The 24005-nt window shown below is 62.0% G+C and carries 24 protein-coding genes; 16 read left to right on the top strand and 8 right to left on the bottom strand.

Annotated elements, in window-relative coordinates; all coding sequences use genetic code 11:
- Position 1 precedes the first annotated feature (1 nt).
- The 5 genes from JL811_RS18080 to JL811_RS18060 all read right to left on the bottom strand — a co-directional run bounded on the left by JL811_RS18080 (position 2) and on the right by JL811_RS18060 (position 4721).
- The gene (locus JL811_RS18080) at positions 2-886 is read right to left on the bottom strand and encodes a branched-chain amino acid ABC transporter permease (protein ID WP_202690115.1); all 885 of its coding nucleotides are present in this window, start codon (positions 884-886) and stop codon (positions 2-4) included.
- Between the two features lies 1 nt (position 887).
- Positions 888-1589 carry an ABC transporter ATP-binding protein gene (locus tag JL811_RS18075; protein WP_202690114.1) on the bottom strand — a complete coding sequence of 234 codons (702 nt, stop codon included), beginning with the start codon at positions 1587-1589 and terminating at the stop codon, positions 888-890.
- The gene (locus JL811_RS18070; RefSeq protein ID WP_420496791.1) at positions 1582-2385 is read right to left on the bottom strand and encodes an ABC transporter ATP-binding protein; all 804 of its coding nucleotides are present in this window, start codon (positions 2383-2385) and stop codon (positions 1582-1584) included. Before JL811_RS18070 ends, JL811_RS18075 begins: the two co-directional genes overlap by 8 nt.
- A 15-nt stretch (positions 2386-2400) precedes the next feature.
- Entirely contained in the window at positions 2401-3594 is a 1194-nt protein-coding gene (locus JL811_RS18065; RefSeq protein WP_202690113.1) for an ABC transporter substrate-binding protein, read from the bottom strand.
- 302 nt (positions 3595-3896) lie between these two features.
- A complete protein-coding gene (locus tag JL811_RS18060; RefSeq protein ID WP_202690112.1) occupies positions 3897-4721 on the bottom strand; it encodes an SDR family NAD(P)-dependent oxidoreductase in 825 nt (274 codons plus the stop codon).
- A 186-nt stretch (positions 4722-4907) separates the two neighbouring features.
- Here JL811_RS18060 and JL811_RS18055 point away from each other — a divergent pair, with 186 nt between their 5' ends.
- The 11 genes from JL811_RS18055 (at position 4908) to JL811_RS18005 (ending at position 16852) form a co-directional block, all read left to right on the top strand.
- Positions 4908-6164: a thiolase family protein gene (locus tag JL811_RS18055; protein WP_202690111.1), complete on the top strand. Its 1257-nt coding sequence runs from the start codon at positions 4908-4910 to the stop codon at positions 6162-6164.
- A 79-nt stretch (positions 6165-6243) separates the two neighbouring features.
- On the top strand, positions 6244-7257 hold the full coding sequence (locus tag JL811_RS18050) for a C4-dicarboxylate TRAP transporter substrate-binding protein (protein ID WP_202690110.1): 1014 nt from the start codon (positions 6244-6246) through the stop codon (positions 7255-7257).
- Between the two features lie 32 nt (positions 7258-7289).
- Complete coding sequence (locus JL811_RS18045) at positions 7290-7805, top strand: TRAP transporter small permease (RefSeq protein WP_202690109.1); 516 nt, start codon at positions 7290-7292, stop codon at positions 7803-7805.
- The gene (locus tag JL811_RS18040) at positions 7805-9112 is read left to right on the top strand and encodes a TRAP transporter large permease (RefSeq protein WP_202690108.1); all 1308 of its coding nucleotides are present in this window, start codon (positions 7805-7807) and stop codon (positions 9110-9112) included. Before JL811_RS18045 ends, JL811_RS18040 begins: the two co-directional genes overlap by 1 nt.
- Positions 9113-9134: 22 nt before the next feature.
- The gene (locus JL811_RS18035) at positions 9135-10676 is read left to right on the top strand and encodes an AMP-binding protein (protein ID WP_202690107.1); all 1542 of its coding nucleotides are present in this window, start codon (positions 9135-9137) and stop codon (positions 10674-10676) included.
- Between the two features lie 139 nt (positions 10677-10815).
- Positions 10816-11424 (top strand): TetR/AcrR family transcriptional regulator, encoded by a 609-nt coding sequence (locus tag JL811_RS18030; RefSeq protein ID WP_202690106.1) that lies wholly within the window; start codon positions 10816-10818, stop codon positions 11422-11424.
- Between the two features lie 331 nt (positions 11425-11755).
- Positions 11756-12514, top strand: a complete 759-nt coding sequence (locus JL811_RS18025) for an SDR family NAD(P)-dependent oxidoreductase (protein WP_202690105.1) — start codon at positions 11756-11758, stop codon at positions 12512-12514.
- 32 nt (positions 12515-12546) lie between these two features.
- Positions 12547-14040 carry an aldehyde dehydrogenase family protein gene (locus tag JL811_RS18020; protein ID WP_202690104.1) on the top strand — a complete coding sequence of 498 codons (1494 nt, stop codon included), beginning with the start codon at positions 12547-12549 and terminating at the stop codon, positions 14038-14040.
- Positions 14040-14840 carry an enoyl-CoA hydratase/isomerase family protein gene (locus JL811_RS18015; protein ID WP_202690103.1) on the top strand — a complete coding sequence of 267 codons (801 nt, stop codon included), beginning with the start codon at positions 14040-14042 and terminating at the stop codon, positions 14838-14840. The genes JL811_RS18020 and JL811_RS18015 overlap by 1 nt, the downstream gene beginning before the upstream one ends.
- 49 nt (positions 14841-14889) lie before the next feature.
- Complete coding sequence (locus JL811_RS18010; RefSeq protein ID WP_202690102.1) at positions 14890-16422, top strand: class I adenylate-forming enzyme family protein; 1533 nt, start codon at positions 14890-14892, stop codon at positions 16420-16422.
- On the top strand, positions 16412-16852 hold the full coding sequence (locus JL811_RS18005; RefSeq protein ID WP_202690101.1) for an SRPBCC family protein: 441 nt from the start codon (positions 16412-16414) through the stop codon (positions 16850-16852). Before JL811_RS18010 ends, JL811_RS18005 begins: the two co-directional genes overlap by 11 nt.
- A gap of 14 nt (positions 16853-16866) precedes the next feature.
- On the opposite strand, the gene JL811_RS18000 is transcribed toward JL811_RS18005, so the two are convergent.
- Entirely contained in the window at positions 16867-17805 is a 939-nt protein-coding gene (locus tag JL811_RS18000; protein WP_237685058.1) for a LysR family transcriptional regulator, read from the bottom strand.
- Positions 17806-17902: 97 nt separating this feature from the next.
- Here JL811_RS18000 and JL811_RS17995 point away from each other — a divergent pair, with 97 nt between their 5' ends.
- Positions 17903-18625: an SDR family oxidoreductase gene (locus JL811_RS17995; RefSeq protein WP_202690100.1), complete on the top strand. Its 723-nt coding sequence runs from the start codon at positions 17903-17905 to the stop codon at positions 18623-18625.
- Between the two features lie 81 nt (positions 18626-18706).
- Positions 18707-19015 carry an Atu4866 domain-containing protein gene (locus tag JL811_RS17990; protein WP_237685057.1) on the top strand — a complete coding sequence of 103 codons (309 nt, stop codon included), beginning with the start codon at positions 18707-18709 and terminating at the stop codon, positions 19013-19015.
- A gap of 137 nt (positions 19016-19152) precedes the next feature.
- On the opposite strand, the gene JL811_RS17985 is transcribed toward JL811_RS17990, so the two are convergent.
- On the bottom strand, positions 19153-20070 hold the full coding sequence (locus JL811_RS17985; RefSeq protein ID WP_202690099.1) for a LysR family transcriptional regulator: 918 nt from the start codon (positions 20068-20070) through the stop codon (positions 19153-19155).
- A 101-nt stretch (positions 20071-20171) separates the two neighbouring features.
- Between JL811_RS17985 and JL811_RS17980 the strand changes: the two genes are divergently transcribed.
- From JL811_RS17980 to JL811_RS17970, 3 genes are read left to right on the top strand one after another with little or no spacing between them, the layout of a single operon-like run.
- Positions 20172-21341, top strand: a complete 1170-nt coding sequence (locus JL811_RS17980; RefSeq protein ID WP_202690098.1) for an acyl-CoA dehydrogenase family protein — start codon at positions 20172-20174, stop codon at positions 21339-21341.
- Positions 21341-22435 (top strand): CaiB/BaiF CoA transferase family protein, encoded by a 1095-nt coding sequence (locus JL811_RS17975; RefSeq protein WP_202690097.1) that lies wholly within the window; start codon positions 21341-21343, stop codon positions 22433-22435. The genes JL811_RS17980 and JL811_RS17975 overlap by 1 nt, the downstream gene beginning before the upstream one ends.
- Positions 22432-23340, top strand: coding sequence for an HTD2 family dehydratase (locus JL811_RS17970; RefSeq protein ID WP_202690096.1), 909 nt, complete (start codon positions 22432-22434; stop codon positions 23338-23340). The genes JL811_RS17975 and JL811_RS17970 overlap by 4 nt, the downstream gene beginning before the upstream one ends.
- A gap of 314 nt (positions 23341-23654) precedes the next feature.
- On the opposite strand, the gene JL811_RS20035 is transcribed toward JL811_RS17970, so the two are convergent.
- Positions 23655-24005: hypothetical protein (locus tag JL811_RS20035; protein ID WP_475636556.1), on the bottom strand; the 351-nt coding region annotated here is incomplete at its 5' end.

Below are 24005 nucleotides of genomic sequence, written 5' to 3'. Positions count from 1 at the left end.
TTCAAAACCTCCTTTGCCGGTGATCGGGCCGCAGCAGCAGGACCGCTACCATGACGACATAAACGGCCAGTGCCGCCGCTTCGGGAAAGACGATGCGGGTGATCCCTTCTGCCAGACCGATGCCATAGGCGGCCAGAACCGTGCCATGGACGGACCCCATGCCGCCGATGACAATGACCGCGAAGACCGGGATCAGCAGCGATTGCCCCATAATCGGGCTGACCTGATAAATGGGGGCTGCCAATACGCCCGCCAGCGCAGCCAGTGCCGCACCCAGACCGAAGGTCATGCTGCGCAGCTGGGGCACGTTGATGCCGAAAAGGCCGGTCAGTTCAGGCTTTTCGGTGGCCGCGCGCATCTGCCGGCCCAGCGGGGTGCGATGCACCAACGTCCAGACCGCAAGGCAGATCACGACGGAACAGAGCACGATCCAGCCTCGATAGACCGGCAGGATCATGAACCCGAGGTTAAGCGCCCCGGTCAGTTCGGGGGGCGGCGCAAAGGCCATTCCGGCCGATCCGTATTTCCACAACAGCCCATATTCCAGCATCATTGCGATGCCCAGTGTCAGCAGCAGACTGTACAGCGGATCGCGGCCATAAAGCTGTTTCACCATTGTTTTCTCCAGCAGCACACCCATCAGCCCGACAAGCAGCGGCGCCAGCAGAAGCGCCGGCCAATAGCTGATGCCCAGAAACTGCGCCAGCATCCAAGCCGCCAGCGCGCCAAGCATATAAAAGGCACCATGGGCGAAATTGATGACATGCAAGAGCCCGAACACGATGGACAGCCCCAGCCCCAGAAGGGCGTAGAACGACCCTGTGACCAGCCCCAGCGTGATCTGCCCCATCAGCACCGGCAGCGGCATGGAAAGGATATCAGCCATGTTAGACCCCCAGTCTTTCGCTCAGCCGGTTTTCGTGTTCCGGCAGTTCCGCCTTGGTCAGGTTCGCCGTGATCCGGCCATGTTCCATCAGCAGAAACCGGTCGGCCACGCGTCGTGCAAAGCGAAAATTCTGTTCGACCAGCAGGATCGTCATCCCGTCGCGCCGCAGATCCTGCAACACCGCCCCGATGCGCTGCACGATTGCCGGGGCCAGACCCTCGGTCGGCTCATCCAGGACCAGAAGGCGGATCCCCATACGCAAAACCCGGGCGATGGCCAGCATCTGCTGTTCCCCCCCGGACAGATCGGTTCCCGCGCTGTCCCATCGCTCGGCAAGGTTTGGAAACAGGGCAAGGATGCGCTCCATTGGCATTCCGTTGCCCCGACCGCGGGGCAGCGCCAGATTTTCCGCCACCGTCAGCGAGGCATAGACGCCGCGTTCCTCGGGCACATAGCCGATGCCGCAGCGCGCCAGATGATGCGGGGGCAACGGCATGAGATCGGCACCGTCCAGACGGATCTGCCCGCTGCGATGCGGCACAAGCCCGACAAGGGCGCGCAGCGTGGTTGTCTTTCCCGCGCCGTTGCGCCCCAGAAGCGCCACGGTTTCCCCGGGCGCAACGCTGAACGCAAGATCCTCCAGAACCGGGCATTCGCCATAGGCGGCGCGCAGCCCCTCTATCCTGAGCAGCGGTTCAGTCATCCTCAGCCCCCAGATAGGCGCTGCGCACCTGTGGATGGGCGGCGATATCGGTATAATCCCCCGAGGCGATCACCTCACCGCGTTGCAGCACCGTAACCCGGTCGCACAGCCGTTCGACCACGCCCAGATTATGCTCCACCATCAGCACCGTCCTGCCACGCGCGGCGTCGCGGATCAGGTCGCAGACAGTGTCGATATCCTCATGACCCATCCCCGCAAGGGGTTCGTCCAGCAGCAACACACCGGGATCAAGCGCCAGCGCCATCCCCAGTTCCAGCGCGCGCTTGCGGCCATAGGACAGGGCTGCTGCGGGCTGATCAAGAACATCCGTCAGCCCGACCCGGGCCGCGATATCCTGCGCAGCCGGGTCAAAGCGGCGCAGGGACCGGTCCGGCATCCAGGCCCGCCAGCCCAGCCCGCTGCCCCGCATCAGCGCGACATGCAGGTTCTGCCGGCTGGTCATTTCACCGAACAGCGCCGAGATCTGAAAGGACCGGACCAGACCCATCCGGGCGACCCGGGCAGGCGGCATGCGGGAAATGTCCTGCCCGCGATACAGAATGCGGCCCGACGAGGCGGGCAGCATCCGTGTCACGAGATTGAACAGGGTCGATTTCCCGGCCCCGTTCGGGCCGATCAGTCCGTGGATTTCACCTTCATTCAGGGTAAACGACACATTCCGTACGGCATGAAATCCGCCAAACCGGCGCGTCAGACCTTCGGTCAGCAGGACCGGCGGGGCGGGTTGGCCATGCGCCGCCGGGGCGCGCATGGCTGCAGGAGCAGGGGCGTTCATCCGTCCGCCGCGCGTTCAGTTCGCAACCAGCGGGCAGGCGCTTTGCGCCAGCGGACGAAAGGCATCAGCCCCCGGCACCGCGCGCAGCACAGTGACCAGATCCCATTCCCCGGTCATCTGATCGGCGGGATTTGCCTCGACCAGATACAGTTCATGTTCAAGCGATCCATTCGCGCGCAGGACGCCGCCCCGGACAACGGCATCCTCGATCGGATGGGCGCGCAGATGGGCCATTACCGTATCGGCATCGGTGGTGCCGCTGGCTTCGACCGCACGCAGATAATGCAGCAGTGCTGAATAGTTGGCGGCCTGTGTGTCGGCGGGCATGGTCCCCACTTTGGCATGGAAGCGTTCCGACCAGGCCTGGGTGGCGTCGTCATGGTTCCAGACAAATCCGTTCGAGGCGACAACCCCTTGGATTGCCCCCGCCCCAAGCGCCTTGAGCTGCGGCACGCTGATCAGCGGCACGGCCAGTTTCTGCCCCCCGGCGGAGATGCCAAACTCATTGGCCTGTTTCAGCGAATTCACCAGATCACCGCCGGAATTTGCCAGCACCACGACATCGGCACCGCTGCCCTGCGCCTGCAACAGGTAAGAAGCGAAATCCTGCGTGTTCACCGGATGCAGGGCACGGCCCACAACCTCACCGCCCGTCTCGGCGATGAAGTTGCGCATGTCGGCCTCCAGATCCTGACCAAAAGCATAGTCGCTGGTGATGAAGAACCAGGATTTCGCACCTTCTGCCGCCATGGCCGCGACCACGCCACGTGATAGGGCATAGGTGTCAAACGACCACTGCGCGGCATAGGGGGTGCAGGCGCTGCCGTTGATCGTGGAACTTGCGGCCGTGGACAAAAGCACGGGCTTTTTCACCACCGCCGAAATTTCCATCACGGCCAGCGCAGCCGAAGAAACCGCCACGTCGAGGATGACTTCCACCCCGTCATTTTCATACCATTGCCGCGCGATGCCCGCGGCTACATCGGCCTTCATCTGGTGGTCTGCCACGACCAGTTCGATCCTGCGGCCCAGCACAGTCGGGCCGAAATCCTCGATGGCCAGTTCGGCGGCGGCCACCGAACCCGCGCCCGAATAGGTCGAGACGGGACCCGACATGTCAGTCAGCACTCCGACCTTGAAACTTTGCTGTGCATTGGCCGGAACCGCCAAGGCCAAACCTGTCAGCAGCGTCGCTATCGTTTTCAGCATCCTATCCATCCTCCCTTAAAGTGGCGCCCCGGTCTTGGCTTTTCCGGGCGCTTATGTGCCCCGTTGTCATGCCACGACAGGCCCAGCCAGCCTCACACTCTTCCAGTGAAGTGACCTTATGGTTAATATCGTAACCAGTTAGTATCTTTTTGGCAATAACTTGTGAACGGCAGGCATGAATTACCGTCTTGGGCTATGGATTCTATGAGTTTAGGATGAGTTAGAAGTGATCCACTCATCCTCGCGGTTCCTGGAGGGACTATCCGACTGCTACGAGCCACCGGAGCGATTCGTACCCTGCTTCACCAACACCGACAGGCTAATCCGCCATCAACCGGCAGCACCGCTCCATTGATGTAGGCGGCTGCGTCACTTGCCAAAAATACCGCAGCATTTGCCACATCTTCGGGACGACCCATGCGCCCTGTCGGGCTCAACGCGTCACGATCCCGACGGACCTGTCCTGCACTTTCCTCGCCGTTCGCATAAGCATTCATGGCCATGGCGGTATCGATCAGACCCGGCGCAACCGCATTACAGCGGATACCAAAGGGTGCAAGCTCGACTGCTATGCTGCGGGTAAGCTGCTCCAATGCCGCTTTGCTGGCGCTGTAAGCGATCATTGGTTTGCCGCAGAACCGCGACCCGGCGATGGAGGAGACGTTGATGATCACACCCCTGCGGCGATGTTTCATCTGCGGCACCACATGACGGACGGCCAGAAACGCGCCCGTGAGGTTGGTATTGATACTGAGTGTCCAGTCCTCCTTGGATAGCGCGTCAGGTCCGCCCAGACGCAAGACACCTACATTGTTGTGCAGGACGTCAATCTGCCCAAAAGCCCGCCCGGCGGCTGCCACGCAATGCTCGACGTCACTGTCGCTGCGAATGTCACCACAAGCACCGGCAGCATCAGCCCCGGCCGCCCTCAGCGCGGTCAGAGTGTGTTCCAGAGACTCGGGATGCGAATCAACGGCAAATATGCCGGCCCCAGCCCGGGCATAGGCAAGACCCGCTGCCAGACCATTGCTGATCCCACCCGCCGGAGTGCCCGCCCCGAACACAAGGACGGTGCGTCCGGAGAGTCCTTGTCCTGAAACGATTTTCCCGGTTTCGGCAGATGTCATGTTCATACTCCTTGCAAAAAGATACTAAATAGTTACAACGATAAACGTTAGGTATCAATTCTTGTCGGACATCCTTCATGCGCGCCGCCGGCCCGTCTCAGGTCAGGCATGTGTTCAGTGACGGGCGACAAGAACCCATTTTTTCGGCCACCGTGACGTGGCGCGACACGATCTGGAGGACTCACCATGTCAAACGCCTATATCGTGGGAATCGGCATGAGCCGGTTCGGACGCTTCAAGGATCAGACGATCAAGTCTTTGACCCGGACCGCCGTGACGGCCGCGCTGCAGGATTGTGGTGCCACGGATACCGATATCGACGCCGCCTTTTTCGGCAATGTGTCGCAATCCTTCATGGAGGGGCAGCATATGGTCCCGGGGCAGGTAGCTCTGCGGGCCATGGGGTTCGAGCGGACGCCCGTCACAAACATCGAGAACGCCTGTGCCAGTTCCAGTACGGCGCTGAACGCGGCATTTGCCCATGTGAAGGCAGGGCTGGCCGATATCACACTGGCTGTCGGTGCCGAGCGGATGAGCGCGGACAAGATCAAGGGTTTCAATGTCTTTGACGGCGCTTGGGATGTAACTATGGCCGACGAGACGGCCGAAGGTCTGGCCTATCTGGGTGCTGGTCTTGACGTTCCGGCAGATCGCATGGCCGAAGCCGAGCAACGCAGCCTATTCATGGATGTCTATGCCAGTCTGGCGCGCTATCACATGAAAACCTATGGCACGACCGAACGGCATCTGGCGGCTATCGCCTCCAAGAATCACAACCACTCGCAACACAACCCGCTGGCGCAGTACCAGATGCCCATGAGCGTTGACGAAGTGTTGGCATCGCGCATGATCACCTATCCGCTGACGCTGGCCATGTGCGCGCCGATCAGCGATGGCGCTGCGGCGGCGGTGATCTGCAATGAAGAGGGGTTGCGCAAGCTGGGTCTGGAACCGGGCGCATCGGGCCGTGCGGTCGCAATAAGGGCCAGCGTCGTTGGCGGCGGCACCAACCGCGAACCCGAACAGCTTGATCAGCAGATCTGCCGGCTGGGTGCATTGCGCGCCTATGACATGGCGGGTCTTTCGCCGCAGGATATCGACTTGGCCGAACTGCATGACGCCAGTGCCTTTGCCGAGGTGCAGCAATCCGAGCACATGGGGTTCTTCGAATACGGGCAGGGCGGATTTGCGGCAGAACGGGGCGAAACCACTGTGGGTGGACGCATTCCGATTAACACCTCGGGCGGGCTGGAATGTCGTGGCCATCCGATCGGTGCGACCGGTTTGGCCCAAATCCACGAACTGGTTACCCAGCTGCGCGGCGAGGCGGGCCAGCGACAGGTAGAGGGTGCGCGTTTCGCGCTGGCTGAAAATGGCGGCGGCTTCCACCGCAATGAGGAGGCGGTGGTGCTGATCACAATTCTGGGCTGCCCCGGCGCCTGACCAGATCTGACTTTGTGAGGAGGAGTCGGACCGGTGCCCGCCATCGTCCGGCAGGATATAAGAACGGGAGGAACAACGAATGACACGGCTTATCGGCGCTCTGCTGGGCGCGACTTTTCTGGCCGGAACGGCTGCGGCGCAGGATTATCCGGCGCTGAACCTGCGCTTTGCAACCTATGTCTCATCGGACCTGCCGCAATCGCAGGTCGATCAGTGGTGGGCCGAAGAGATCGAGCGTCGCAGCGGCGGACAGATCAAGATCGAATTCTTCTGGTCGCAATCGCTGGGCAAGTCGACCGAGATACTGCAACTGGTCGGTAGTGGCGCCATTGATTTCGGCGCGACCAGCATCGGCTATTACACCTCGAACTATCCACTGGCCAACATCAGTCAACTGCCAATGGTTCTTCCGGACAATCGTGTGGCGCAGGTCGTAGCGGACAAGCTGGCCGAACTTCCTCCAGTGGCCGCGGAATCCGATGCGGCTGGTGTGGTTCCGCTGCTGTGGCACAGCCTGCCGACCTATCATCTGATGTGCAACAAACCCATTGCCACCGTAGCCGACTTCAAAGGCGCCAAACTGCGCAGCTTCGGTGAGTATGTCCCGATGATGTGGGATGCGTTGGGGGCGACCGGCGTGACGGTGCTGGCGCCCGAGATGTATGAGGGTCTGCAGCGCGGCAATGTTGACTGCATCTATATCTCGGCCGATTTCGCCTATGGATCGCGCCTGCATGAGGTGGCACGCTATTTCAACTCGGTGAATTTCGGTGCGATCAGCGCGTGGACCACTTTTGTCAGCGCGCAAACTTGGAACAGTTGGCCCGAGGAGGTGCGCGACCTGATCCTCGAAGTCACCGAAGAGGCCTCAGCCCGCGAACGCGACGCAGTTTATCAGGCCGCAGCGGATGCCAAGGCCGCGATGCTGGCCGCCGGAATGACGGAAGTAACTTTCACCGAAATCGAACTTCTGGCTGAGACGGTGCCCGACTTCATTGCGGTCTGGAAGGCCCAGATGGAGACCCGGGGTCTGGGCGCTGAGGCGGCAGAAGTGGCAGAAACCGTGCGCCAGACCATAGCCACAGCGCAGTAAACAGCGGCCGTGGCAAACTGGGGGAGAGGTGGATGCGACAGACGACAAGACAGGCGCTGGAGCTTTGGGTGATGGTGCTGGACGGGGTAGCATGGGTTGCTTATGGAGCCATCGCGCTGTTGATGCTGATTGGAGCGGCGGATGTGCTGGGCACCTATGGGATGGGTCGCGCACTGCCGTCGGCGCGCGAATTTTCCGAAGTGATCCTTTCGGTTTTGGTTTTTTCGGGAATCGCGCTGGCCTTCCGCGCCGACCGGCAGATCGGGGTCGATCTTTTCACCACCCATATGCCGCTCGGTCCGCGCGGCATCCTACGGGCCGTGGCACATCTGCTGGCGGCGGCTGTCTTTGCGCTGCTGGCATGGCGCGCATCCGTCTCGGCTCTTGCAGCCTTCCAGATTTCCGAAACTGCCGCGGCGCTGATCCGCTTTCCCGTCTGGCCGTTCAAGATGGCGGTGGCGCTGCTGATGGCGGTGACCGCGCTGGAATGCCTGCGTCAGGGTCTGGGTGGTCCCCCGGCCCCGCAGTCCGAAGCGGAGGCGCCCTGATGGATCCGCTTTTCATCGGGCTATTTGCGATTGCCGCTCTGCTGGTCCTTCTGGCGGCGGGCCTGCATGTCGGCGTCGCGATGGCCGTTGTGGCGCTGGCGGGCACCTATGCCACGGTCGGCCTACCCTTCATGTTGACCACTGCGGAGTCGCTCCCCTATGCGTTAGCTACCGATTTCACCTTCGTCGTCATTCCGATGTTCATTCTGATGGGGGCGATTACCGCCTGCACCGGGGTCACGGCCGAGCTTTACAACGCCGCGCATAAATGGACCGGTGGTCTGCGCGGCGGGCTCTACTACGCCACCACCCTGGCCTCGGGTGCCTTCGGCGCCATCAGTGGGTCCACTGTGGTCAGTGCAGCCTTGTTTACCCAGATTGCCCTGCCCGAAATGCGGCGCTATGGCTATTCTGTCGCCTTGAGCGCGGGCTGCATTTGCGCGGCAGGCACCTTTGCTGCGCTCATCCCCCCCTCGGTTGCCATGGTCATTTATGCGCTTCTGGTGAACCAGAGCGTCGGCGCGCTGCTGATGGCGGGGCTTTTGCCGGGATTGCTGACAATCGGCGTCTATCTTGTGGGTATCCGCATCCTGCTGCATCTTCGCAAAGACGCCGCCCCTTACGAGGTGCAGCGATACACCCTGTCGGAAAAACTGGACAGCCTGCGCGGCACATGGGCCACGATCCTGCTGGCCGTGATCGTGATGGGCGGCATCTATTCCGGCATCATGTTTCCCTCGACCGCCGGGGCGGCCGGAGCGGCTGGGGCGCTGCTGATCGGGGTCCTGCGCGGGCGGCTGTCAGGCAAGGCCTTTCTCACAGCGCTGCGTGATGCCGTGATCATGACAGCGGCGCTGTTCACAATTATCATCGGCGGGTTGCTGTTGTCGCGTTTCCTGCTGATTTCGGGTTTCATCAGCTCGGTCTCATCTTTCACCAGTGCGACCGGATTGACAGTGCCGGTGTTCCTCTTTGGGATCGTGGTGCTTTATGTCGTGCTGGGCGCCTTTCTGGACGGGCTGTCGATGATGGTCATGACCATCCCCTTCGTGCATCCGGTAGCAATGAACCTAGGGGTGGATCCGATCTGGTTCGGCGTCATCGTGATCAAACTGATTGAGATCGGGGCAATCACGCCGCCTGTGGGGCTCAACCTTTTTGCAGTGGTGGGGGCTTCGAACGGGACGGTGCGTGCGAGCAGCCTGTTCGGTGGCATCACGCCTTTTCTGATCATGGAGATTGTGACGCTGGCACTGCTGATTGCCTTTCCGTCAATCACCCTGTTTCTGCCTAACCAGATGTTCTGAGCGTCAATCCAGGGAGTTTTCATTGAACATCGTATCTTTCCTGAAACCACTGGCCCAGCTGCACCACGATCTGCCCGCACTGTCGTTGGGTGACCATCCGGTGGCCAGTTACGGTGCCCTAGCCGGGCGTGTCGCAGCACTGGCCGGGGCACTGCAGGCCAGACTGGGCGCACGGCCTGGTGATCGTGTCGGTCTCGCGATGAAGAACGCGCCCGAATATGTCGAGATCAAGCTGGCGTGCTGGCATGCCGGGCTGTGCGTGGTACCGATCAACGCCAAGCTGCACCCGCGTGAGATGATCCACATCCTGAAAGATTGCGGAGCGGCAATCTGTTTCGCCGACACCGCATTGGCGACGGGGATTGAGGTGCTGCGTCAAGCCGCCCCGGCGCTGACCCATCTGATCGACGTCGAGGGTGGCGAAATTTCGCGGCTGCGTGGCGGTGATCCGGTCGCAATGCAGCCGCGCGATCCACAGGATCCGGCCTGGATATTCTACACCAGCGGCACGACCGGCACGCCCAAAGGCGCCACCCTGTCGCACCGCAACCTGATGATGATGTCGCTGCTCTATTATGCCGATATTGATCAGGTCGACCCGCGTGACAGCTATGTCCATGCCGCGCCCATCTCGCATGGCGGCGGTCTTTATGGCCTGCCGCACATGATGAAGGGCAGCCATATCATCGTGCCGCCCTCACGCGGCTTCGATGCGGATGAACTGTTCGATCTGACCGAGCAGCATACGGCCCTGACGTTCTTTGCCGCGCCGACGATGCTGATGCGGATGGTGGCACATCCCCGGGCGCGCAGTTGCCGGACGGACAGCTTCCGCACGATCTATTACGGCGGTGCCCCGATGTATCTGGAAGACATGAAACGCGCCCTCTCGGCCTTCGGGCCCTGTTTCTATCAGGTCTATGGTCAGGGCGAATCGCCCATGACCGGCGCGGGGCTGAGCAAAGCCGACCATGCCGACAGCGGCCATCCCCGGTTCGAGGCCCGACTGGCCAGCACGGGGCGGGCGCGCACCGGCGTTGGCCTGCGTATCATGGATGACAAGGGCCACGAAATGCCCCCGGGTGAAACGGGCGAGGTGCTGTTCCGCAGCGACGCCGTGATGCTGGGCTACTGGAACAACCCCACAGCCACGGCAGAAACCCTGCGCGATGGCTGGCTGCATACTGGCGACATCGGCACATTCGATGCCGATGGATATGTGACGCTTAAGGACCGGTCCAAGGATATGATCATCTCAGGCGGCACCAATATCTATCCCCGCGAAATCGAGGAAATCCTGTTGACCCATCCCGGAGTTCGGGAAGTCTCGGTCGTCGGGCGCCGCCATCCCGACTGGGGTGAAGAACCGGTTGCCTTTATCGTAGCGGCCCCTGACAACTGCCCCGACCCAGCTGCGCTGGACCGGTTGTGTCTGGATGCGATTGCCCGCTTCAAAAGGCCCAAGCATTATGTCTTTATCGACGAGCTTCCTAAAAGCGCCTATGGCAAAGTTTTGAAAACCATCCTGCGGGCCGGATTGCTGGAAGATTCGCAAGATTCGTGACCCTAGGTTCATGATCAAAAACGTATGGTTATTGCTGAACTGTCCTGATAGACTGGCGGCGGTCGGGACCATTCTCATCGCGGGAAGCTCTGGATGAGATGACAGGCCTGCAAAGACTGCACAACAGGGAATGTGATGCATGGCTGCCTGGAATGATGTCAAGCTCAGCAAGGAAGAGATCCGGCTTCGCAAGAAAGAGGCTTTGATCGGGCAGGCAGCTGCCGAATTCCGCAAGCGCGGATATCATGCCACCTCGATGGATGACATCGCAGCCGCCTTGGGCGTGACCAAGGGCGCGCTATATCGCTATGTCAAGAGCAAGGATGAAGTCCTTTACGAATGTTTCAAGCATTCCAACAAGATCGGCGATCAGGCCTTGGCCCGCGCCGCCGAACTGGAAGGGACCGCCGCGGAAAGACTGCATTGTTTCCTGCGGGAATTCATCAAAAGCTATCTGGAAAGCAACCTTGCCGGCGGTGCCATGGTCGAGATCGATTCGCTGCTGCCGGACCAGCGGGATGAGGTGGTGCAGGGCCGTGACCGTATTGACCGCCGCCTGCGCGCCCTGATCGAGCAGGGCATTGCCGATGGCACTGTCGCCAGCGAAAGCCCGAAACTGCTGATCTTTTCCTTCATGGGCGCGATCAACTGGATCCCAAGCTGGTTTTCGCCCGAGGGTGAGTTTTCCAGCGACCAGATCGCCGAGCAGGTCAGCCGCATTTTCATGAACGGCATTGCCAGCCGCTGATCTGCGCCTTTATGCGCAAATCGTCAGATACGGACCTGAAATGCCCCGCCCGCGGCCCCTGAAACAGGCATGCGGAACAGGGCGGGGAAACCCTGCCTGATCCGATTGGCAGCAGCCCGATCAATCCCTGAACCTCAATCGGCAAAACAGCAAGGCAGAGCCTTGCGAGGCGCGTTGCGTCACGCTGCATGCTGCGCGGCTGCAAGGCCGCTGCAGCACGGCATGGCCCAGGTTTTGCCCAGAATGACCCGGCATCACTAACTTTGCACTTGCAAAGTGTGACTGTATGGTTACTGTAATAACTATAAAGTTACTACATGGAGGCAAGGCGATGGACCTTTCAGGAAAGGTGATCTGCGTCACCGGCGCAGCGCGCGGGATCGGGCAGGCCTATGTGACGGCGCTGGCGGGGTTCGGTGCGCGGATGGTCGCCGCTGATCTGTCCGATTGCAGCGCAACGGTGGATCTCGCGGCGGCAGCCGGGGGAAAGGCCATTGCGGCAGGGCTCGACGTGACGCAGATGGACTCTTGCAAAGCGATGGCCGATGCGGCGATGCAGGCCTATGGCCGCATCGACGGGCTGATCAACAACGCGGCCCTTTACGGCACCTTGAAGGGCGGACGGTTCGATACCCTGCTGGAAAGCGACTGGGACGCTGCCATGGCGGTGAACGTCAAAGGTATCTGGAATGCTTGCAAGGCAGTGGTGCCGCATATGAAGGCGGCAGGCGGGGGTTCGATTATCAACATCTCCTCGCTCGCAGCCTCTTATGGCACGCCTTATGTGCTGCATTACACCACATCCAAGGCGGCAGTGACCGGGCTGACACGCGGCCTGGCGCGGGAACTGGGGCGCGACAGGATCCGCGTCAATGCCATCGCCCCCTCGGCGGTGCTGACTGATGCCACGCAGGATTTCTTTGCCGACAAGGCGGATCAGGCGCTGGAGACGATCCGGCGGATGCAGTCGATCCAGTCCAATCTGCGGCCCGATGACCTGACCGGCACCGCCGCATGGCTGATGTCCGAGGCAAGCCTGCTCGTCACCGGCCAGACGCTGGCGGTGGATGGCGGCACCTATATGGGCTGACCGGCGGATCGGGAACAGGAAAGGGAATTCGGATGCAGGACGGAAATTCGACAACGGTGACCGGGACACTTGAACGGCTGCGGGGCAGGATGCTGATCGGCGGTCAGTGGCGCGGCGCGTCAGGGGGCGGCACGATCCCGGTGATCAACCCGGCCGATGGCAGGCGGTTGTCCGAAATGCCAGACGGGACACCCGAAGATGTGAATGAGGCCGTGGCCGCCGCGCGCCGCGCCTTTGAAAACCCCGACTGGGCCCGCCTAAGCCCGACCGACCGTGAGCGCCTGCTGCACCGGCTGGCCGATCTGCTGGCGGCCCATGCAGGGGAATTCGCCGAGCTGGAAACGCTGGACAACGGAAAGCCGCTGAAACTGTCATCGCGCGTCGATGTGCCGGGCGCGGTGGATTATCTGCGCTATATCGCGGGCTGGGCCACCAAGCTGGAGGGCAGCACGCTGGACCTGTCCTTTCCCCGTTCGGCCGACGGGGGCTATCATGCCTATACACGGCGAGAACCGGTGGGCGTGGTCGGCGCGATCATTCCCTGGAACTATCCACTGATGATGGCGGCATGGAAGCTGGGGCCAGCCCTTGCGACCGGCTGCACCGTGGTTCTGAAACCCGCCAGCGAAACCCCGCTGACCGCATTGCGTCTGGGCGAACTGGTGCAGCAGGCGGGCTATCCCGATGGGGTGGTGAATGTGATCTGCGGTCGGGGCTCTGTTCTGGGACAGGCGCTGTCGCGCCACCCCGATGTGGACAAGATCGCCTTTACCGGCTCGACCGGGGTGGGGCGCGAGGTGGGTCATTCGGTGGTTGACCGCATGGCGCGAGTCTCGCTGGAACTGGGGGGAAAATCGCCCGTCATCGTGCTGCCGGATGCCGATGCGAAGGCGGCCATCGCCGGGGCGGCGGCGGCGATCTTTGCCAATCAGGGCCAGGCCTGCACCGCCGGGTCGCGTCTTTATGTCCACCGGTCACGCTTTGACGAGGTCGTAGAGGGTGTCGCCGCCCGGGCAGCGCGTATGCGGATCGGCGCTGGCATGGATCCCGATACCCAGATGGGGCCGTTGGTTTCAGACCGTCAGCTTGAAACGGTCGCGGGTTATGTGGACATCGGGCGCAGCGAAGGGGCCAGCGTCGTCACCGGCGGGCAGCGGCTGGATCGCGAGGGGTTCTTTTATCAGCCCACGGTACTGACCGGCATGGCGCAATCGGCCCGTGTCGTTCAGGAGGAGATCTTTGGTCCGGTGCTGGTGGCGCTGCCCTTCGACGATCCGGATGAGGCGGTCGCACTGGCGAATGATTCCGACTATGGGCTGGCGGCAAGCATCTGGTCGAACAACCTGACTGCAGTGAACCGCCTTGCCCCGCGCATCCGGGCGGGCACGGTCTGGGTCAATTGCCACAACATGCTGGATCCGGCGATGCCCTTTGGCGGGTTCAAGCTGTCGGGCCACGGGCGCGAAATGGGGCGCGCGGTGCTGGATCTTTACACCGAAACCAAATCTGTCTGCGTGGCCTACTGATGCCGGGGAACAGCAATCCCGCCCTGCTGGCTGAGCGGCGCGGCGAAGCGCTGTGGCTGGTGCTGAACCGGCCTGCGGCGCTGAACCCGATCGGAATGGCCATGGTAAGGGCGCTGGAAGATGCGCTGGACGCGCTGCCCCAAACGCCCGGCCAGCGCCCGGCCGCATTGGTCATCACCGGGGCGGGGCGGGCCTTTTCGGCAGGCGGCGATTTGTCGGAAATGCGCGCCGCCGATGGTGACTTCACATCGGGTGCGCCGCTTTTCCGTGAAATCTCACGCGTGCTGGGGCGTCTTGCGGGGCTTGACCTGCCTGTGATCGCCGCTGTCAACGGCATCTGCGTGGCAGGCGGGCTGGAAATCGCGCTGGCCTGCGATCTGGTCGTGGCCGAGGAAACGGCGCGCTTCGGGGATGCCCATGCCAATTTCGGCCTGTTGCCGGGCGGTGGCGGCTCGGTCCGGCTGCCGCGCGCTGTCGGGGCAAGCCGCGCCAAGGAAATGATGATGACCGGGGCGGTCTATGATGCGGTAACCATGCAGCAATGGGGGCTGGTGAACCGCATCACCCCCGCCGGAGGATTGCAGGCGGGCGTCGCGGCGCTGGTGGCCGAACTGGCCCGCAAAAGCCCGCTGGGCCTGAAGCGGATGAAATCCATGGTCGATGGCGGGCTGGATCTTGCGCTGGATGCGGCCCTTGCCCGGGAACTCGACATCTGCGAGGCGCATGACGCCTCGTTTGACCGCAATGAGGGGCTTGCCGCCTTCACGCAAAAGCGGCCGCCCCGGTTCACCGGAACATGACAGGGCCACCCGGGAGGGGGGGCCGGATGCTGAAGGGGAGGAGAAAGTGATGGACGTACCGTCCTTGATGCGTCAGGCGGCGCAGATGAACCGCGACAGATGCGCGATCCGTTTCGAGGGCCGCGATGTGACCTATGCCGAGGCCTGGGATCGTGGCGTGCGCGTGGCCAACGGGTTGATCGCGTTGGGGGTCCGGCCCGGCGACCGCGTGGCGGCGGTCGAGGATAACAGCCTTGGCGCGGTCGATCTTTATCTGGGGGCTGCGATTGCCGGGGCGGTGCGCGTGCCGCTCTACGCCCGCAATTCCCGCGCCTCGCATCTGGCGATGATGCGCAATACCGGCTGCAAGGTGGTTTTTGCCGAGGCCCATTATGCCGCCAGCATTGCCGGGGCCGAGGCGGAACTGCCGGATCTTGACCATGTGGTGATCCGCGACGACGGCTATGAGGCATGGCTTGCCGCGCAATCCGACAGGGATCCGATGATCGAGGTCAGCCCCGGTGACTGGTTCATCATCCGCCATTCCTCGGGCACCAGCGGTCAGCCGAAGGGCGTGGGCTATACCCATCACGGCTGGATTGCCAATTCCCGCAACTGGTTCTGCCGTCTGCCTGCGCTCGACTGGGATACTGTCATCGCCCATGCGGCGCCGATCTCCCATGCGGCGGGCTATATGGTCATCCCGGTATGGCTGGTTGGCGGCACGAATATTCTGATCCGCAATTTCGATGTGGTCGAGGTGCTGGATATGATGGAACGGGGCGGGGTGACGCATATGTTCCTTGCCCCCTCGATGGTGCTGAACCTTGCGCGGCATCCCAGCACGCCGGACCGACGTTTTCCCGATCTGACATGCATCCTGACCGGGGGCGGCCCGATCACCGATGCGACGATTCAGGACAGCCGCCGCGCCTTTGGCGATGTGCTGCACCAGGTTTACGGCCAGACCGAGGCGACACCGCTAACCCTGATGACGCCGAAGGAATGGTTCGCGCAGATCGAGGGTTCCACCCCGATGCGCTCGGCCGGGCGGGCGATGCCCTATGCGCGGTTGCAGGTGCGCGATGTGGAAAGCGGCGCGGTGCTACCCGCAGGCGAGGTGGGCGAGATCCACACGCAGGTCGAGGCGCAGATGACGGAATACTGGAACAACCCAGAACGGACCAAGGGCACAGTGCTCGGGGACTGGATCCGTACCGGTGATATCGGGCGGATCGACCAGAATGGCTATCTTTATGTTCTGGACAGGTCGGATGACATGATCGTGTCAGGCGGGCTGAACATCTGGCCTGCCGAGCTGGAAACCGTGATTGCGGATCATCCGCAGGTGATCGAGGTGGCCGTGTTCGGCATTCCGCATGACCAGTGGGGGGAAACGCCGATGGCCGTCTGTCAGGTGGCCGAAGGTGCCGTTGTCAGCGCAGAAGAGATCGTGCAGCTGGTGGTCGAACGGATGGGCAGCTATCAGAAACCGGGTTGCGTGCTGTTCCAGACCGACCCGCTGCCAAAGACCCTTGTTGGCAAGCTGAGCCGTCGCACCCTGCGCGATCCCTATTGGACGGACCGGCAGCGTGGGGCCTGAGACCCGCGACCGGGTTGAGGCACAGCTTCGCACCGACCTGCCCGCCGCCGCCCTTTGGGCGGTGTTGGCGGAGTTCGGGGGGATTGCGAACTGGCTGGGCGGCGCAGAACCCATCGAAAGCAAGGATGATTTCCGGCGTTTCCGCATTGAGGGGGCGGAATTTTGCGAAACCCTGCTGTTTTGCGATGACCGGCGGCGGGTGCTTGGCTATCGGCTGGACAAAGGCCCGCTGCCGGTGTCCCACTATGAGGCAACGCTGCGCGTGACGCCCCGTGACGATGGCGCCGTAATTTCAATGGTGGCGACTTACTGTCCGATCGGCATTGATCCCGAGAAGTGCCTCCGCCTGCTGCTGCGCGCTTTCACGGCAAGCCTTGCCGATCTGGAAGGACACGTCCGGCAGGGCATATCTGCAGCGCCCCTTCCCTGACCGGCCCTGCCCTGTCAGCCGGCGGGCGGCGCGTCCTCTGCGGTTATCACCGGCAGCGCGGCCTGCCGGTTCCAGGCCCGCAAATGCGCGATCAGGGCGCGCAGCTTCGGGGCCATGTTCCGGCGCTGCGGAAAATAAAGGAAGAAACCCGGAAAGGGCGGCAGGAATTCGTCGAGCACAGAGATAAGCTCACCGGAATTCAGAAAGGGCTGAAAAACCTCTTGCGGGGCAAAGGTCAGGCCGCCACCGGCAAGTGCCGTGCGCAGCATCAGGCGCAGATCGTTGGTGGTGATCCGCGGATCGACCGCGACATCGAACGGGATGCCGTTTTCTTCAAATTCCCAGCGATAGGGGGCTGCACCCGGTGCGGGCCGCCAGCCGATGCAGCGATGATACACCAGATCACGCGGATGCGCCGGTGTGCCATGGGCCGCAAGATAGGACGGAGCGGCGACAACCGTTTCGCGCTGGTCACCGGTCAGCGGGATCGCGATCATGTCCTGCGCGATTACCTCACCTAGCCGCACACCGGCATCATAGCCTGCGGCGACGATATCAAACTCTTCATCCGTGACGGTGATATCAATCGTCACGCCGGGGCAGGCCGCCGCGAAGGACGCAATGAGCGGTCCCGACAGAAACTGCTCGGCAATCGAGGTCACGGCAATCCGCAAAAGCCCCCGTGGCGCATCGTCTGATGCCACCCCCTCCAGCGCCATTGCGATGTCGGAAACGGGCCGGGACAGGGCATCGAAAAGACGCTCTCCCGCTTCGGTCAGGTGCACGGAACGGGTCGTGCGCAGGAACAGCGCCGTTCCCAAAGCATCTTCAAGCCGCTGCATCCCCTGACTGACGGCCGATCGCGTCACGCCCAGCCGGTCCGCCGCCGCGCGGAAATTATGCTCTGCCGCGACAGCGAGGAAAAGCGGCAGCAGGTTGAGGTCGATCTTCATTGTCCAGAAATGCTAACCAATAAGTCCAGAAGTGGATGGATACCAAAGACAGTCGCAAGCGTCCATCTTTTCCCCGCACAGAATCGGGGATTGAAAGATGGACAAGACAATTCTGATCACCGGGGCCTCGGGTGGGATCGGCGAGGGTATCGCCCGGGAACTGGGACGCGCCGGTGCAAAGGTCATGCTGGGCGCGCGCAGGCTGGACCGCATCGAGGCAGTTGCAGCCGAAATCCGCGATGCGGGCGGCAGCGCCGAGGCCCGGGAACTGGATGTCACCCGCCGTCAATCCATGGCTGATTTCGCAGAGGCCGCAATCGGGCTTTGGGGGCGCATCGACGTTCTGGTGAACAACGCAGGCATCATGCCGCTGTCACCGCTTGCCGCCGGCAAGCTGGACGAATGGGATCGCATGGTGGATGTTAATATCAAGGGCGTCCTCTGGGGCATCGGTGCGGTGCTGCCGGTGATGGAGGCGCAGGGCAGCGGCCAGATTATCAATATCGGGTCTATCGGCGCCTTGTCGGTCGTGCCCACCGCCACCGTCTATTGCGCGACGAAATTCGCAGTCCGGGCCATCTCGGACGGGTTGCGTCAGGAAAGCACCGCGATCCGCGTCACCTGCGTCAATCCGGGGGTCGTGGAAAGTGATCTTGCCGCCAGCATCACCCACGCGCCGACCTTGGCTGCCATGGATGCCTATCGCGCCATTGCTTTGCAGCCCGTCGACATTGCCCGCGCCGTCCGTCAGGTGATCGAGGCCCCTACGGGTGTCGACACCACCGAAATCACCATCCGCCCGACAGCATCGGGCAACTGATATCCCGCGCATGGCGGTGGGGTCGGACCCCATCGTCTGCACATCCCTCGATATCCAGGTCAGGAAAGGATCAAACCCTTCATGCGCATGATTTCAGCCCTCCTTACCGCAATCTTGATCGCACCCGTCGCGACAGCCGGAGAAACAGCAATGCAGGCCAGCCACTCCTATGTCGGTCTCTGGGTCACCGAGGACGGTAGCATCCGACACGAACTGCTGACCAACGGCAGGTATGTAGAGGCCCGCGGCACACGCGAGCGCGCCTATGAGGGACGCTATGAAGTGACCGGAACACATATCGAATATTGGGATGACACCGGTTTTACCGCAGACGGTGACTTCATTAATGGCGTTCTGTATCATGCTGGCATGATCCTTTATCGCCAGTGATGTCTTCACTGAAGGCAGGGGAGCCAAAGGCATTTCATAGTGCAGCGGCGATGAAGCCTGCGGCGGCTCCCTTAAAAACTGGGTGATCTCAGCCCCGTGATGATTGATCTGACGTCGCCGGAGCGGGAGGCGGCCCTCTATACGCGGCGGGCTCCGGCCCATTCACCGCTCTCGATCAGTTCCAGTGTTACATCCTCCAATACCTGTCGGACGATCCGGACGAGACGCGAGGGCCGCGCGTTTGCCCGGCTGACCAGATAGGCGGATCGCTTCATGCTGGGTGAAATAGGGACCGCCGACAATCGCCCTGCGCGCCAATCTTCCGCAATGGCGTGATGCGGCAGTATCGAAACCCCAAGGCCACGGGAAACCAGTGCCTTGATATTCTTGTAGGAATCAATCTCTATCACGGGCTGGATCACCTGTGCCATCTCCTCGCAGGCCAGATCCAGCATCTGCCTCAGCCCATGCGCGCGGCTTGGAAGAATGAGGGGACGGGTCACGAGCTCGTCCAAGGTAATGGCCTGACCCGTCAGGCCCTGAGGAGCACTGAAAGCCAAAAGTTCCTCTTCAAGAAGCTTCACGCTTTCCATGGATTGATCCGAAGGCCGAACGTAGAGGATCGCCAGATCAATCTCTCCATCGCGAAGCCAGCCCGCAACAAATCCGCTCATGGCCTCGGATATCGTCAAGCGAATGCGGGGAAATTTTCGGGTCATCGCCTCAATGAGCGGAATCGTAAGGATTTCGCTGATGGTTCCCGGCAGGCCGATCCGCACTTCCCCGGATGGTTCCTTCCCAAGTTGCCGTATCTCATCCTCTGCCTTGGACTGTTCGCTCAGCACAAATCGTGCATGACGAACCAGAAGCATGCCCGCCTCGGTCGGCTGAACACCTTGACGACTACGGATCAGCAACTCAGTCCCAAGGTCCAGCTCCATGTTTCGAAGATGTATGGACAAGGCGGGCTGGGCGACGTTCAGGCGTGCTGCCGCCCGTGAAATCGAACCCTGTTCCACTATTTCAAGAAAGTATCGCAGCTGTCTAAGATCCATGAATCCCATATTCAAGTGTTATGACTTCCAGAACTAAGGCATATTTGACTTATGCCTGGCAAGTGTCGACGCTGAGACCTGCGGAAAATGTGGGGAAATCGATGCCAGACTCAACAACCGATCCTTATGCCCATCAGGATATCCGCGAGGCGGTCCGCGCCCTCTGTGCCCGGTTTCCAGCCGAATATCACCGCAAGGTCGATGAGGCACGGGCCTATCCCGATGAGTTTGTCGAGGCACTGACAAGCGCGGGATGGATGGCGGCCCTGATCCCCGAGGACTATGGCGGCTCGGGCCTTGGCCTGACCGAAGCCTCGGTCATCATGGAGGAAATCAACCGCGCGGGCGGAAATTCCGGCGCCTGCCACGGGCAGATGTATAACATGACAACGCTGGTCCGGCATGGAAGCGAGGAACAGCGGCAGAAATACCTGCCCCGGATCGCCAGCGGTGCGCTGCGCCTGCAATCCATGGCCGTGACCGAACCCACCACCGGCACCGACACAACCCGCCTGAAGACCACCGCCGTCAGGAAGGGGGATCGCTATGTCATCAACGGTCAGAAGGTCTGGATCAGCCGCGTCCAGCATTCCGACCTGATGATACTCTTGGCCCGCACGACACCGCTTGCCGAGGTGAAGCGGAAATCCGAGGGGCTGTCGATCTTCCTTGTCGATATAAAACAGGCCATTGCCTCGGGCATGACGGTCCGCCCGATCCTGAACATGGTCAACCATGAAACCAATGAACTGTTCTTCGACAATCTGGAAATCCCGGCGGAAAACCTGATCGGCGAGGAAGGCATGGGGTTCCGTTACATCATGACGGGGCTGAATGCCGAACGCACGCTGATCGCCGCCGAATGTATCGGGGATGGGTATTGGTTCACCGAAAAGATCTGCGGCTATGTCCGTGAACGCAGGGTCTTCGACCGGCCCATCGGGCAGAATCAGGGGGTGCAGTTCCCCATTGCCGAGGCCTTTATCGAGCTGGAGGCCGCTAATCTGATGCGCTTTGAGGCCTGCCGCCGCTATGATGCAGGGCAGGATTGCGGGGCGCAGGCAAATATGGCCAAATATCTGGCGGCGAAGGCCAGTTGGGAGGCGGCGAATGCCTGCCTGCAATTCCATGGCGGCTTTGGTTTTGCATCGGAATATGATGTGGAACGCAAGTTCCGCGAAACTCGGCTTTATCAGGTGGCACCCATCTCGACCAACCTGATCCTATCCTATGTGGCCGAGCATGTGCTTGATCTGCCGCGGAGTTTCTGATGCTTCCCCTGCAAGGACTGACCGTTATCGCAATAGAACAGGCCGTGGCCGCGCCCTTTGCGACCGCAAGGCTTGCCGATGCGGGCGCCCGCGTCATCAAGATCGAGCGGCCCGGGGGGGATTTCGCGCGCGGCTATGATGACAGCGTCAAAGGGCAGTCGAGCTATTTTGTCTGGCTGAACCGGGGCAAGGAAACGGTTCTGGCCGATCTGTCGCAGGATGCCGACAAGGCGATCCTGGCGGGGCTTCTGGCCGGGGCGGATGTGCTGGTACAGAATTTGAAACCGGGGGCGCTGGCGCGGCTGGGATTTGGTCCTGACCGACTGAGGAGCGAATGTCCACAGTTGATAACTTGCTCGATCTCGGGCTACGGGGACACCGGACCGATGGCGGATCGCAAGGCCTATGACCTGCTGATTCAGGCGGAATCCGGGCTATGCTCGGTCACCGGCGGGCCGGACGGGGCCGCGCGGGTCGGGATTTCTATTGTCGATATCGCGACCGGGGCCACAGCTCATGCCGCGATCCTTGAGGCGCTGATCCGTCGTGGCATCACCGGACAGGGCGCGCAGATCTCGATTTCGATGTTCGATGTGATGGCTGACTGGCTGACGGTGCCGCTGCTGAACCATGAAGGCGGCAAGACGCCGAAGCGGATCGGGCTGACCCATCCGTCCATTGCCCCTTACGGCGTCTTTGATTGCAAGGATGGCACAGAGATCCTGATTGCGGTGCAAAGCGACCGGGAATGGCGGCAACTGGCCGGGGATTTTCTTGATGCGCCCGATCTAGGCCGGGATCCGCGCTTTGCCACCAATGTCGCACGGGTGGCCAATCGCCAGGAAACCGATGCGCTGGTCGCGGCGGCATTTGCCCGGCGAACCCTGTCCGAGGCGAAGGCGGCGATGCTGAAGGCGGATTTGGCTTTTGCCCGACTGAATGACATGGCCGGGCTGTCGGAGCACCCGCATCTGCGCCGCATCACGGTCGAGACGCCGAACGGCCCGGTCCGCTATCCCGCGCCCGCCGCGATTTTTGCGGGCGAGACGCGCCCCTACGGACCCGTTCCCGCCCTGCCCGGAAGAAAGACATGACAAAGCTTGATGCCGATCATCTGCGCCGCTGGACCGGGCGCACGGAAACACGGTCAGAGGATATGACGCCTGCGCTGGCCGAACGGTTCCGGGCCACGCTGGACCTGCCCGGACCGGTGGCCCCGGGTGATGCGGCGCCGCTGCTGATCCATTTCTGCCTTGCCCCCAGTCTTGCCCCCACCGCCGAACTGGGCCCTGACGGGCATCCCGCGCGGGGGGGATTTCTGCCTCCGGTGCCGCTGCCCCGACGGATGTGGGCGGGCGGTTCCTTCCGCTTTCATGACGATATCCGCATCGGGGAAACCGTGTCGCGACAGTCAACCATCCGCGATGTGACCATCAAGGAAGGGCGCAGCGGGACGCTGTGCTTCGTGACGGTTGACCATGAAATCCGCTCCGCAGGCAGGCTGGCGGTGGAGGAACGTCAGGATATCGTCTATCGCGGCGCGGCGCGGCCCGACGCCCCCGCAACCGCGCCCGAACCCGCCCCCCATGGCGATATACGGGTGCTGCAGGACGCCTCGGCCACATTGCTGTTCCGCTATTCCGCGCTGACCTTCAACGGCCACCGCATCCATTATGACGCCCCCTATGCGCGCGGGGTCGAGGGCTATCCGGGGCTTGTGGTCCATGGGCCGTTGCAGGCCACGCTGCTGGTGCATCTTGCGGCGCGGCTGCGGGGGGCGCGGCCTACGCAGTTTGAATTCCGGTCAATCTCGACCCTGTTCGATGATGTCGGGTTCACGCTGAACGCAAGCGCCGATGCGGATGGCATGATGCTCTGGACCGCTTATGCCGATGGTCCCGTGGCAATGCAGGCACGGGCAGCATGGAACACTGTCAGCGGCGGGTCGGCCCCGTGGTTTCGGCCTGATGCGGCATCGGGCATGCCGACGTGCAACTGAGTTCACGGGAAGCTGGGCGACAGCTTCATGTGCGCCATCTGCAGCTTCATGCGCTCGGCGCCCCGAACCACAAATTCCATCACGAATGCTGCGGCGCTGGTCCATGAGGTTTTCCGCTGACCTAGCGCCCAACTTTTATCCAGCGTGAGCCCGACTCAGGGCTTAAGATTTGCCCACTTGGGCAGGTCACCGGACCGCGAGCAGAGCTTCGAGACTTCTTTCAAACATGGCTTGCACCTATCTTTCGACAGCGTCTGTGATTCCGGCCAGTTCGGTAACGGCATCAGCGGCGATACGAACCAGTTTGATATCACTCATGCAGCGGCCTCGATCTGATTGTCCGACGCCCCGCCCAGGGCCTCCTGCAGCAGGGCCTCAAAGAGGCGGGAGCGGGTTCTGGTGGCGGTGGAGAGGCTGGCTTCCAGCTGATCGCAAAGCGCCATCAGGGCATCGACCTTGGCCACGATGCGGTGTTGTTCGGCGAGGGGTGGGAGGGGGACGAAGAAAGATGCCTGCTTCTTTATGCTGACCTGATTTAGACTTGCCCGGCAAATGTTGAGAGCACCAACTGAGGAACCAGGAGGTGTTCTATGGGAAACGGGAACAGACCGACGCCGGAGTTTCGGCGTGAAGCGGTGCGGCTGGCACTGACCAGCGGCCGGACG

This window comes from Szabonella alba, assembly GCF_016765775.1.
Classification (GTDB): domain Bacteria; phylum Pseudomonadota; class Alphaproteobacteria; order Rhodobacterales; family Rhodobacteraceae; genus Szabonella; species Szabonella alba.
This window is presented reverse-complemented; position numbering and strand designations above follow the sequence as displayed.